This is a genomic window from Burkholderia sp. L-4 (genome assembly GCF_056856535.1).
Genome location: NZ_JBXEOX010000003.1, coordinates 295,302 through 308,370, shown reverse-complemented (window position 1 = coordinate 308,370; position 13,069 = coordinate 295,302). Strand labels below are relative to the sequence as shown.

Genomic DNA, 13,069 nt, shown 5'->3' with positions numbered 1-13,069 from the left:
GACGCGCATGACGAAATGAAACGGCCGCGGTGTCCGGCAAGACACCGCGGCCGTCGACCGAATGGAAGCCCCGCGCTCAACCGACGCGCGCCTCTCCCTCGCGCTCGGCTTCCCCCTCATCCGAACTCGTGCGCGCCAGCACCGGCTTGAGCGCCTGCCCCGTATGGCTCGCGCCGACCTTCACGAGCGCTTCGGGCGGCGCCGCCGCGACGATCGTGCCGCCGCCCACACCGCCCTCCGGCCCGAGGTCGATGATCCAGTCGGCTTCCGCGATCACGTCGAGATCATGCTCGATCACGACGACGCTATGCCCCGCATCGACGAGCCGGTGCAGCACGCGGATCAGCTTCGCGACGTCCGCCATGTGCAGGCCGACCGTCGGTTCGTCGAGCACGTACAGCGTATGCGGCGCCTTCTGGCCACGCCGCGTGATGTCGTCGCGCACCTTCGTCAGCTCGGTGACCAGCTTGATGCGCTGCGCCTCGCCGCCGGACAACGTCGGTGACGGCTGGCCGAGCGTCAGGTAGCCGAGCCCGACGTCCTTCATCAACTGCAGCGGATGCGCGATGTTCGAGATCGGCGCGAAGAATTCCACCGCCTCGTCGATCTCCATCGTCAGCACGTCGCCGATGTTCCGGCCGCGCCACGTGACGGCGAGCGTCTCCGGATTGAAACGCTGGCCGTGACACACGTCGCACGGCACCTTCACGTCGGGCAGGAAACTCATGCCGATCGTGCGCACGCCTTGCCCTTCGCACGCCGGGCAGCGCCCGTCGCCGGTATTGAACGAGAACCGCGATGCCGTATAGCCGCGCGCACGCGCCTCCAGGGTGTCCGCGAACAGCTTGCGGATCGTGTCCCACACGCCGATGTAGGTGGCCGGACACGAACGCGGTGTCTTGCCGATCGGCGTCTGGTCGACTTCGAGCACGCGATCGATCTGCTCCCAGCCGCTCAGCGACGCGCAGCCCTGCCACGCGTGCGTGACGTTCAGCGACGGCCGCGGCGCGCTGCGTGCGAGCACGCTCGAGCGGCGGTTGGCCGCCGGCGCGTCCTGCTGCGCGGCCTTGCGTGCGCGCCGTGTGGCGGGCGACGACAGCACCGAGCGGCCGACCGCGTCGAGCAGGTTCGTCATCAGCACGTCGCGCGCAAGCGTCGACTTGCCCGAGCCGCTGACACCCGTCACCGCGACGAGCCGCGCGAGCGGAATGCCGACCGTGACGTCGCGCAGGTTGTGCAGCCGCGCACCGTGCACGGTCAGCCACGCTTCCGGCACGGCCGCGCCGCCCTTCTTGCCCGGCAGGCCCACGCTACGGCGCGGCTGCACCGGATGCGTCATCGGCCGCGCGAGCAGCCGACCCGTGACCGAGTCGGCCTGCGCGGCGAGATCGGCGACCGCGCCCTGCGCGACCAGCGCACCGCCGCGCTTGCCGGCGCCGGGGCCGATGTCGATGATGTGATCGGCGCGACGGATCGTGTCCTCGTCGTGTTCGACGACGACGAGCGTATTGCCCTTGTCGCCGAGCTTGCGCAGCGCGTCGAGCAGGATCTGGTTGTCGCGCGGATGCAGGCCGATCGTCGGCTCGTCGAGCACGTAGCACACGCCCTGCAGGTTGCTGCCGAGCTGCGCGGCGAGCCGGATGCGCTGCGCTTCGCCGCCCGACAGGCTCGGCGCCGCACGGTCGAGGCTCAGGTAACCGAGCCCGACTTCCTCGAGGAATGCGAGGCGGCTGCCGATCTCGCTGACGATGTCGCGCGCGATCTGCGCGTCGCGCCCGGTGAGTTCGAGCGCGTCGATCCAGCGGCGCGTGTCCGACACCGTCCACTGCGCGACCTCGACGATCGGATGCGCGTCGAACGTGACCGCGCGAGCGGTCGGGTTCAGCCGCGTCCCGCCGCAGTCCGGGCACGGCTCGTTGCCGACGCCTTCCGGTTCCTGCTCGTCCGACGGCAGCGTCTGCTCGCGGCCGCGGCCGTCCTCGGCGAGTACCGTGTCGTCGTACGCAGCGCGTTGTTCGCGCGTAAGCGTGACGCCGGTGCCGACGCAGGTCGTGCACCAGCCGTGCTTGCTGTTGTACGAGAACATTCGCGGGTCCAGCTCCGGATAGCTCGTGCCGCATACCGGGCACGCACGCTTGACCGACAGCACCTTGACCGTGCCGACGCGCGCGGTCGAATGGTCGTTCCGCATCGCATCGTGCAGCCCGTCGAGCGGCGCGAGCAGATGCATCACGCCCTTGCCGAGCTCGAGCGTCTCGTCGAGCCTGCGGCGCAATTCGGCTTCGTTGTCCGGCGACACGACGATATCGGCGACCGGCAATTCGATCGTGTGCTCGCGGAAGCGGTCGAGCTTCGGCCACGGATCGACCGGCACGAACTCGCCGTCGACACGCAGATGCGTGCTGCCGCGCGCCTTCGCCCACTTCGCGAGATCGGTGTACACCCCCTTGCGGTTCACGACGAGCGGCGCGAGCAATCCGACGTGCTCGCCGCGATGATCGCGCAGCAGCTGCGCGGCGATCGATTCGACGGATTGCGACGTGACCGGCGTGCCGTCGTGGATGCAATGCTGCAGGCCGAGCTTCACGTACAGCAGCCGCAGAAAGTGCCACACTTCGGAGGTGGTCGCGACCGTGCTCTTGCGCCCGCCGCGCGACAGCCGCTGCTCGATCGCGACGGTCGGCGGAATGCCGTACACCGCGTCGACTTCGGGCCGCCCGGCCGGCTGCACGATCGAGCGTGCATACGCGTTCAGCGATTCGAGGTAGCGGCGCTGGCCTTCGTGGAACAGGATGTCGAACGCGAGCGTCGACTTGCCGGAACCCGACACGCCGGTGATCACGTTGAACTTGCCGTGCGGAATGTCGACGTCGAGCGCCTTCAGGTTGTGCTCGCGCGCGTTGACGATCCGCACGACGTCCTCGCCCTCGATCGCACGGCGCTCGCGCGCGGCGTTCAGCACGGCCTGCAGCGGCACGCCTTCGTCGGCGAGCGCCGCCTCGGCGTCCATCGCGCGATCGTACTGCAGCAGCGCGACGCCCGTGTGCGATTCGGCGCAGGCCTTCACGTCGTCGGGCGTGCCCGCGCACAGCACGAGGCCGCCGCCGTCGCCGCCTTCCGGGCCGAGATCGATCAGCCAGTCGGCCGCGCGGATCACGTCGAGGTTGTGCTCGATCACGATCAGCGAATGGCCGGCCGCGAGCAGCTTGCCGAACGCCTGCATCAGCTTCGCGATGTCGTCGAAGTGCAGCCCGGTGGTCGGCTCGTCGAACATGAACAGCTTCGCGCGCGCGATGCGCGCCTCTTCCGTCGCGACCCGGCGCCCGTTGGCCGCCGCCGCGGATTCGGCGAGGAAGCCGGCGAGCTTCAGGCGCTGCGCCTCGCCGCCCGACAGCGTCGGCACCGGCTGGCCGAGCTTCACGTATTCGAGGCCGACGTCGACGATCGGCTGCAGCACGCGCAGCACCTCGGCGTCGGTCGCGAAGAACGCGGCCGCCTCGCTGACGGTCAGGTCGAGCACGTCGGCGATGTTCAGCGCACGGCCGTCGCGCTCGATGCGCACCTCGAGGATCTCGGCGCGGTAGCGGCTGCCGTCGCAGTCCGGGCAGCGCAGGTACACGTCGCTCAGGAACTGCATCTCGATGTGCTCGAAGCCCGAGCCGCCGCAGGTCGGGCACCGGCCGTCGCCCGAGTTGAAGCTGAACGTGCCGGCGCCGTAGCCGCGCTGCAGCGCGAGCGGCGCCTTCGCGAACAGCTTGCGGATCTCGTCGAACGCGCCGACGTAGCTCGCCGGGTTCGAGCGCGTGGTCTTGCCGATCGGCGACTGGTCGACGAACACGACGTCGCCGACCTGGTCCGCGCCCGTCAGGCTGCGGTACGCGCCCGGCGACTCGGTCGCCTTGCCGTGGTGCCGCGCCATCGCCGGATACAGCACGTCCTGCAGCAGCGTCGATTTGCCGGAACCGGACACGCCCGTCACGCAGACGAGCCGCTGCAGCGGAATCTCGACCGTCACGTCGCGCAGGTTGTGTTCGCTCGCGCCTTCGAGCACGATGCGCGGCGTATGCGCGTCGACCGCCCGGCGCGCCCAGTTCGACGCGTGCGCGACCTGCTTGCGGCCGCCGAGATACTCGCCGGTCAGCGTGGGCGCGGAACGGATGTCGGCCGGCGTGCCGTCGTAGACGATCGTGCCGCCGCGCTCGCCCGGACCCGGCCCCATGTCGATCAGCCGGTCGGCCGCGAGCATCACCGACGGATCGTGCTCGACGACGACCAGCGTATTGCCCGCGTCGCGCAGCCGCTGCATCGCCTCGACGATCCGTGTCAGATCGCGCGGATGCAGCCCGATGCTCGGTTCGTCGAGGACGAACAGGGTTTTGGTCAGCGACGTGCCGAGCGCCGTCGTCAGGTTGATCCGCTGCACCTCGCCGCCCGACAGCGTGCGGCTCTGCCGGTCGAGCGTCAGGTAGCCGAGCCCCACGTCGCACAGGTATTTCAGGCGCGTGCGCACCTCGGCGAGCAGCAGCTTCAGCGCATCGTCGAGCAGCGCGCTCGGCAGGCTGATGCCGTCGAAAAAGCGCCGGATGCGCTCGATCGGCAGCAGCATCAGGTCGTGCACGGTCAGGCCCGGCAGCGCCTCGAGCTGCGCGCGGCTCCAGTCGACGCCGCGCGGCATGAAGCGCTCGGCCGGCGCGAGCACGCCGTCGGCATTCTCTTTCGAGCCGAGCCGCCATTGCAGCGATTCCGTCTTCAGGCGCGCGCCGCCGCACACGTCGCACGGCGTGTAACTGCGGTATTTCGACAGCAGCACGCGGATATGCATCTTGTACGCTTTCGATTCGAGATAGCCGAAGAAGCGCTTCACGCCGTACCACTGGCTCTGCCACTTGCCGTTCCAGTCCGGCGAACCGTTGACGACCCAGTCGCGTTCGGCGTCGGTCAGCTCGGACCACGCCACGTCGCGGCGGATGCCGGCCTTCGCCGCGTAGCGCATCAGGTCGTCCTGGCACTCTTTCCATGCGGGGGTCTGCATCGGCTTGATCGCGCCGCCGCGCAGCGTCTTGCGCGCGTCTGGAATCACGAGGCCGAGATCGACGCCGATCACGCGGCCGAAGCCGCGGCAGGTTTCGCACGCGCCGTACGCCGAGTTGAACGAGAACAGCGCCGCCTGCGGTTCCGCGTAGCGCAGGTCGCTGTCGGGATCGTGCAGCCCGGTGGAGAAGCGCCACACCTGCGGCTCGGCGACCGCATGTTCGGCCTCGGGGGCCAGCACGTATACGTTCACGCGGCCGCCGCCGCGCTTCAGCGACGCCTCGATCGCCTCGACCACGCGCACCTTGTCGGCCTCCTGCACGCGGAAGCGGTCGGCCACCACGTCGAGCATCTTGCGCGGCCCGGTGGGCGACGCGACTTCACGCTGCGCCTGCACGCGCGTATAGCCGCTCGCGGACAGCCACTGCGCGATTTCCTCGTCGGACACCGCTTCCGGCAATTCGACCGGGAACGTGACGACGACGCGCGGATCGTCCGCCCGCGTGCGGGCGACGAGATCCGCGTAGATCGTTTCCGGCGTGTCGTGCCGCACCTGCCGCGCGGTCTGGCGGTCGAACAGCTCGGCCGCGCGCGCGTACAGCAGCTTCAGGTGATCGTTCAGCTCGGTCATCGTGCCGACGGTCGAACGCGAACTGCGGACCGGGTTGGTCTGGTCGATCGCGATCGCGGGCGGCACGCCGTCGACGCGCTCGACCTGCGGGCGGTCCATCCGGTCGAGGAACTGGCGTGCGTACGCGCTGAAGGTTTCGACGTAGCGCCGCTGCCCTTCCGCATACAGCGTGTCGAACACGAGACTCGACTTGCCGGAGCCCGACGGGCCCGTGACGACCGTCATTTCGCCGGTGCGCAGGTCGAGATCGAGGTTCTTGAGGTTGTGCTGACGTGCTCCGCGAATGCGGATCAGATTGCTGGATGACAATTTGCCTGCCCGTCTGAATGAGTTAGCCGGAATTCACGGTGCCGGAACGCTGCGGCGGATATCCGCAGGCGCGGCGCACGCGCCGCAAGGGTTGCACCTGTGCGGCTCGAGTTCGACGGGTACTATACTGTATATTCATACAGTTTTCCATGACGACCCTGCGGGCGTCATGGGCAGGCGGCCGGGGAACGGCCGGCAAGCGCCCTGGCGAAAGCGGCGTCGCTCACGACGAACGCGTGCGCAACGGTTCCAGCAAGTCCCTCAGGCCGTTGTGATCGATTTCGTGCATCAGCGCCAGCTGCCGGCCGATTTCGCCGCGCGGGAAGCCTTCACGGGCCAGCCAGTTGAGATAAGGCCCGGGCAGGTCGGCGATGAGCCGGCCCTTGTACTTGCCAAAGGGCATGGTGACGGTGACGAGGTGTGCGAGGTCGGCGGTCTGCATCCGCGTATTGTGCACGCCTTTGGGCCCGTGTCGCGCGCCGGGCCGATGCGGCACGCGGCAAACCCGCCGGCCGCGGCCTCGCGAACAGGCCGCCACGAACCGCCCGCGCCCCTTTTCCGGCCTGCTAGACTGGAATTCCCCCTGCAAACGATGGAGGGCGTCATGTTGTCCGTCTACGTCGTGAAGACCGGCGAGCAGTTCCTCTGCACCGCCGAGGATGGCGATATCGGCATGGCACCGGCGGTTGAAGATGCCACGTCGTTTCGTTCGTATGAGGAAGCGGAAAAGGCGGCGCACGTGCATGCCGACCCCGGGTACGAAATCGTGGCCGTGTGCGTGCTCAGGCACTGACCCGACGCCCGGTGGCGGGCGCCGATGGACCCTGCGCCATCGACGCCCGCCGCCCGGCCCGAGAGCCGGCCGTGCCGCGTCAGCCTGCGTTGCCCGCCGCCCCCTTCCCGCCGAAGGCCTCGCACTCCGGCTTGTCCCACCGCGTCTTCGCGACGCGGCTATCCGAATCGAACTGCACCTGATACTGGCAGGTCGCGACCTTCCCCGCGTCGCGGAACTGGAACAGGTAGTTCCACGTCCGCACGTGGAAGATCCACTCGTGGAAATGCGGCGGGCCGAGCAGTTCGTACAGCTGGTTCTTCGTCACGCCCGGCTGCACCTGCGCCAGGTTCGCGAGATTCGGATACGTGCCTTCGGGCAGTGTGGCCGTATCGGGCGACGGGAACGGCGGATCGCCCTGCTGCGTGGCGCATCCGGTCAGGCCGGCGGCGGCGACCAGTGCGGCGGCCGCGAACTTTGCAAGATTTGCGTTCATGTTTGCCATTGTCTGAATGGAAGGGAAACGGCGCGCGCCGCGGCTCACCACTGATACCCGGCACCGACCACCGCGCCATACGTGCCGCGCGTGTTGGTCGAGACGGCCGCCTTGTAGATCCAGTGGTTGTTCTCCGAAATCGTCGAGATGCCCAGCGCCTGCCCCGACTGGCCGCGATACACGCTGCCGGCCAGTGCGACCATGCTCTTGCCGGGGCCGGACGGCTGCGGCAGGCCGGCGACGGCCATCGCCGTCGCCGTGCCGCCGTCCGCATCGCGGCGGTAGCTGTCGAGGCTGTTGCGCAAGCTCGCGACCTGACCGTCCGTGTAGCTGTTCGCCTGCGACAGCGTGTTGCCGACGCTCGCGTTCAGCTGGTTCACGTTGACCGCGTCGGTGCCCTGCGTGCCGGCCGCGACGTTGACGACCTGGCGCGCCGAATCCGCGGAGCCGACCGCCACGACGTTCGAGCGGCCGCCGTCGTTGCTGCCCGTGCCGATCGCGGCCGAATTGCTGCCGGACGCGGTCGACCCGACGCCGATCGCGGTCGAGCCGTTGCCCGATGCGAGCGCCCCGTTGCCGACCGCCGTGCTGTTCGAGCCCGATGCGACCGCGCCCGAGCCGCCCGCCGACGAGTTCGACCCGGTCGAGCCCGGCGGCACGTTCGTGCCGCTCGGATTCGTCGTGTACGAGCCGCCGAGGTTCGACGTGCGCTGGTTGATCAGCGTCGTCAACTGGTTGGCGACCGAGTCGAGCTGCGACACGTTCACCGCATCGGTGCCGTTCTTGCCGGCCGCGAGGCCGGTGATCTGCCGGTTGCCGATGTTGACCTCGCCGGCCGACGACTGCGGGCTGCTCAGGCCGTACGCGATGTAGTTCGTCTGCGCGCCGACCGTGGTCAGCGAACCCGCGCCGAGCGCGACGCTGTTCGCATAGGTCGCCGACGCGCCGGCGCCGAACGCGAGCGCATCGGTCGCCGTGGCGTGCGCGCCCGACCCGAGCGCGACGCTGCCCACGCTCGCCGCGACCGCGTTCGCGCCCTGCGCGACGGACTGCGCGCCGGTGGCCGTCGCCCCGCTGCCGAGCGCGATCGCATCGGCCTGCGCGACGCTCGCCGCCTGCCCGATCGCGACGCCGCCCGGCGCGGTGGCATCGACGATCGCGCCGTTGCCGATGCCCACGCCGTTGTCGCCGTTGACGACCGTCGTCGGGCCGACCGCGACCGATTCCGCGCCGACCGCGAGCGAATCCACGGCCGTCGAGTTCGCGTGGAAGTACTTCGTGCTGGTGACGGCGAACGATTGCAGCGCGCCCGCCAGCTGTCGCACGGTAACCGCATCCTGCTGGCCGGTGCCGTCCGCGACGTTGGTGATCTGGCGGTACGTCTTGCTCGTCGCGTCGCCGACCGACACCGCGCCGAGCAGCGTCTGGTCGGTCGTATTGAACGGAATCGACGCGCTGCCGTTGCGAATCGTGCCGGATGCCGGCACCGTCGCGCGGTCGGCCACCGAGCCGGCGCCGAGCGCGATGCTGCCGTCGACCTTCGACACGGCGTTCGGGCCGATCGCGACACTGTCGGGTCCGAGCGCCTGGCTGTCCGGCGCGGTCGAGTTCGCGTGGAAGTACTTGATGCCGTGCGCGTTGATGTTGTCGACCGCCGAACCGACATTGTTGTTGACCGTCGTCGTGCCGTCGCTGTTGTACGTCACGTACGACGGCGCGGAGATCGTGCCGGTCGTCGGGTCGTAGGTCGCGCCGCCGCCGATCGCACCTGCCGTGCTGTTGCCGAGGTTGGTGTTGTTCGACGCGATCGAGCTGAGGCCCGTCGACAGCGAGCCGATGCCCGTCGACGTCGCGGTGGACAGCGACGTCAGGTTGCTGTTCGTGCTCGACAGGCCGGTGGACAGCGAGCCGACGGTCGTCGACGTCGACGTCGACAGCGACGAGATCGAGCTGGTCGTCGAACTGAGGCCGGTGGACAGTGAGCCGATACTCGACGACGTGGCCGTCGACAGCGACGTCACGCTGCTGTTCGTCGTGCTCAGGCCGGTGGACAGCGACGCGACGCCGGTGGACAACGAACCGACGATCGTCGACGTGGAGGTCGACAGCGACGTGACCGTGCTGTTCGTGCTCGACAGGCCGGTGGACAGCGACGTGATGCCCGTTGACGTCGACGTCGACAGCGATGTGACCGAGCTGTTGGTCGAACTCAGGCCGGTGGACAGCGAACCGACGACCGTCGAGGTCGACGTCGACAGCGACGTGACCGAACTGTTGGTCGAACTCAGGCCCGTCGACAACGACCCGACGACGGTCGACGTGGAGGTCGACAACGACGTGACCGCGCTGTTGGTCGAGCTCAATCCGGTGGACAGCGACGTCACCGAACTGTTGGTCGAACTCAGGCCGGTAGACAGCGAGCTGATGCCCGTCGACGTCGAGGTCGACAGTGACGTCACCGTGCTGTTGGTCGAACTCAGGCCCGTCGACAGTGACGTGATGCCCGTCGACGTCGAGGTCGACAACGACGTGATCGCGCTGTTTGCCGAAGACAACCCGGTGGACGTCGACGTCGACAGCGACGTCACCGTGCTGTTGGTCGAACTCAGGCCCGTCGACAGCGACGTGATGCCCGTCGACGTCGACGTGGACAGCGACGTGATCGCGCTGTTCGCCGACGACAACCCGGTGGAGGTCGACGTCGACAGCGACGTCACCGTGCTGTTGGTCGAGCTCAGGCCCGTCGACAGCGACGAAATCGCGCTGGTTGCCGACGACAACCCGGTGGACGTCGAGGTCGACAACGACGTGATGCTCGATGCCGTCGACGTCGACAGCGAATCGACCGCCAGGTTCGTCGCGGCCAGTTGCGAGCCGTTGATCGCGTCCGTGCTCGACGAACTGATCCGTCCGGCCGCGACGTTGATGATCTGGCGCTCGGTACCCGCCGCGCCGACGCTGACGACGCTGGTCGGCGACGTACCGTTGAAGTTGTACGTGACACCGCCGATCACCGCGCTGGCCGTCGGATTCGGCGCGGCCGTCGTCGAGCCCGAGCCGAGCGCGACATCGTTCGCATTGTTCGCCACGGCCGAGGCGCCGAACGCGACCGCCCCCGCTGCTGCTGCCGTCGACGTATTGCCGAGCGCGAGGGAACCAGTGCCCTGCGCGTTGTTGGTATTGCCGATCGCCACCGCCCCGTCGCCGTTCGCGGTGTTGTTCGCCCCCAGCGTGACCGCGCCCGTGCCGATCGCGGTGCTCGGATCGCCGATCGCTACCGCGCCGTTGCCGCTCACGGTCTGGCCGAAGCCGAGCGCGACTGCGCCGGTACCGCCCAGCACCTTCGAGCCGTAGCCGCCGGCGACCGAACCGGCACCGGCCGCCGCGGCGACCGAGTTGGAATCGCCGATCGCCACGGTCGAACTCGCCGCCGCGACGCTATTGATACCGACCGCCGTCGCATTCGTGGCCGACGCCGTCGCGCCGGACCCGAGTGCGGTCGCCGAAATGCCGCTGCTGCGCGCGAGATTGCCGAGCGCGACGGCGAACTGCTGCGTCGCGGTCGACTGCACGCCGGCCGCGATCGAGCTGACGCCCGACGCATTGGCGCTCAGGCCGAGTGCCATTGCCTGATCGGCGCCCGCAGTCGTGGCGGAGCCGAGCGCGATCGAACTGGTGCCGAGCGACTGCGTGCCCGAGCCCGGTACGCCGGCCGTGCCGCCCCAGCCGATCGCGATCGACGTTGCACCCTTCGCGCCGCTGTTGACACCCATCGCGATCGACGAATTGCCGGTCGTCAGCGCACCGCTGCCCACCGCGACACCGGCAGCGCCGGAACTCGTCGACTGGTTGCCGAGCGCAACCGCGCCCTGATTGGTCGCCTGCGCCGAAAAACCAAGCGCGACGCTGCCGATACCCGACGAAACGGCGCCGAGTCCGAGCGCAGCCGCACTCTGACCGGAGGCCGTCGCATTGTTCCCGAGCCCGATGGCGGACGTGCCGCTCGCGGTCGCGCCACTGCCGATCGCCACCGTACCGGACTGCGTCGCCTGCGTTGCATTCCCGACGGCAACCGAAAACGCGCCCGACCCGATCGCCTGCACACCGAACGCCGCGCTATTGACACCGGTCGCCTGCGAATTGATGCCGACGGCCGTCGAACCGTCCGCCATCGCATGCGCGCCCGGCCCCAGCGCGGTGGCCGACACGCCCTGCGCCGTCGACAGGTTGCCCAGCGCGGTGGAATTCTGCTGCGCGGCACTCGACCCGACGCCGATCGAGATCGAGCTCACGCCGCCGGTCGCGGAGCCGCCATCCTGCGCATACTGCGCGTGCGCGCCCGCATGGAACAACGCAAGATAAGTTGACGCCATCAGCACGGCCAATCGCCGCGGCGACGGCATCGAAGACCGGCCCGCGCGGCTCGCGGCGCCCTCGCTCGCGGCATGCCCGGACCTGACTGCCGACGACGCAACCCGCTTGCCGCGCGCACGGTCAAGCTCGGACGCCGCGACCCAGGCCCCCAGTGCTTCGTTCCAGATCGACTTGAACGACTTGTTCATCTTGTGTTCCCTCGGTTCTCATGTGCTGGATGACGCAGCAGCGAGCGCGACGGCAAGCGACGATGCATCGGCCCGCCTCCTCGCCCGTGTCGCGACGCTTCGCGATTCACTTTGGATAGCTAACTAAACGATCGAACAACGCTGCTCGGCAATCACGATCGCCACGGCGATCGCGCGACGGCACGCCGCACGCGCGCGTCGGCACGCTGCGCGGCGGCACTCGCCGGTTATCGGATCATGGAAGCCGATGGCACGCGAAGACGGCGGCACGCTGCCCCGCGCATCGCGGATTCGCGTGCGCGCGCCGTCGCGCCGAGCCGGCGGCGACCTTGAATTTCATGGGAAGGCGCCGTTCAGACGCCGGATGAACGAAAGCCGGCCCCGAACCCGGGGCGGCTTTCGTCACGATTCATTCAGGAGGAGGATGACGCCGTGTGGTCCCCGGGTATGAAGCATGCGCATCCGGTCCGTTCGAACCGGTGCGTTGACCTGTCATGCCTGTCGTATTCATGTTTTTCGTGCCCGCCTGATTCGAGAACGCGCCGCGCGATCGCGCCACGACGGATCAGACCGTCGGGCGGACCATGCGCAGCCGCTCACCCTCTCCGCCGGCAGTCGAGCGCTTTCCGGATTTCCGGAAAAATCGCCCGACTTGCAGAACGGCCCCCGCATCGATTGAGTCGATCGAATTTTCTTGACGATTTTTCTTGTCGATGCGTCACACCCGAACCAATCTCACAATCATTCCGCTTTTCTTGTATACGAACACATTCGGAAAATTATGAAATTTGTATTACCCTCGTGCCAATTTTCTTGTTCATCATCGCACTCTCAAATTCTGAGAATTGCCATCATTCGATGTCACATTGAATATCGCAACATCCGAACGTGGCAGCGGCAAGGAATCCACGAACATCCGTTCCCCTCGAAGAACCGATTCCAGCCGCGCCGGAGCTAGTGTGCAGTCATCCGTTCAAACAAACCTTTTCCCGAGCGGAAAAATCCTTTTCCAGAGCGGATGATATTTACATTCATACATTTCCACTCGAAATCGGTTTTTCATCAAAACAAATCCTGACCGGCCAACCCAAAAAATCAACCGGACGAGCGCCGATTCGAAGCGCCTGTTTCAAATCGAAAGACATCACCTCTCGACACAATTCACCCTAATTTATTCCGCGGGCCAATTCGATCACATAATCCATAAAAATCGGAAATAAAGACCGAAATAAAAAAGACGGCTCGGCATGTTTTTCCACTCCATTTCT

General features: G+C 67.9%; 5 protein-coding genes. 1 reads left to right on the top strand and 4 read right to left on the bottom strand.

Annotated elements, in window-relative coordinates:
• Positions 1-76: 76 nt before the first annotated feature.
• The gene (gene uvrA, locus AC1VVG_RS31875; protein ID WP_482837429.1) at positions 77-5,971 is read right to left on the bottom strand and encodes an excinuclease ABC subunit UvrA; all 5,895 of its coding nucleotides are present in this window, start codon (positions 5,969-5,971) and stop codon (positions 77-79) included.
• A gap of 223 nt (positions 5,972-6,194) precedes the next feature.
• Positions 6,195-6,413 (bottom strand): DUF3820 family protein, encoded by a 219-nt coding sequence (locus tag AC1VVG_RS31870; RefSeq protein ID WP_034192020.1) that lies wholly within the window; start codon positions 6,411-6,413, stop codon positions 6,195-6,197.
• Positions 6,414-6,575: 162 nt separating this feature from the next.
• Here AC1VVG_RS31870 and AC1VVG_RS31865 point away from each other — a divergent pair, with 162 nt between their 5' ends.
• Positions 6,576-6,764 carry a hypothetical protein gene (locus tag AC1VVG_RS31865; protein ID WP_034192021.1) on the top strand — a complete coding sequence of 63 codons (189 nt, stop codon included), beginning with the start codon at positions 6,576-6,578 and terminating at the stop codon, positions 6,762-6,764.
• Positions 6,765-6,843: 79 nt separating this feature from the next.
• Here the strand turns inward: AC1VVG_RS31865 and AC1VVG_RS31860 are convergent, their stop codons facing one another.
• Complete coding sequence (locus AC1VVG_RS31860; protein ID WP_049035342.1) at positions 6,844-7,239, bottom strand: outer membrane protein assembly factor BamE; 396 nt, start codon at positions 7,237-7,239, stop codon at positions 6,844-6,846.
• 44 nt (positions 7,240-7,283) lie between these two features.
• Positions 7,284-11,801: a YadA-like family protein gene (locus tag AC1VVG_RS31855; RefSeq protein WP_482837428.1), complete on the bottom strand. Its 4,518-nt coding sequence runs from the start codon at positions 11,799-11,801 to the stop codon at positions 7,284-7,286.
• Between the last annotated feature and the right edge of the window lie 1,268 nt (positions 11,802-13,069).

Bases quoted from the DNA above. Each gene is read 5' to 3' on its own strand.
- AC1VVG_RS31870 (WP_034192020.1), bottom strand. From the start codon at position 6,413: ATGCAGACCGCCGACCTCGCACACCTCGTCACCGTCACCATGCCCTTT.
- AC1VVG_RS31865 (WP_034192021.1), top strand. From the start codon at position 6,576: ATGTTGTCCGTCTACGTCGTGAAGACCGGCGAGCAGTTCCTCTGCACC.
- AC1VVG_RS31860 (WP_049035342.1), bottom strand. From the start codon at position 7,239: ATGAACGCAAATCTTGCAAAGTTCGCGGCCGCCGCACTGGTCGCCGCC.
- AC1VVG_RS31855 (WP_482837428.1), bottom strand. From the start codon at position 11,801: ATGAACAAGTCGTTCAAGTCGATCTGGAACGAAGCACTGGGGGCCTGG.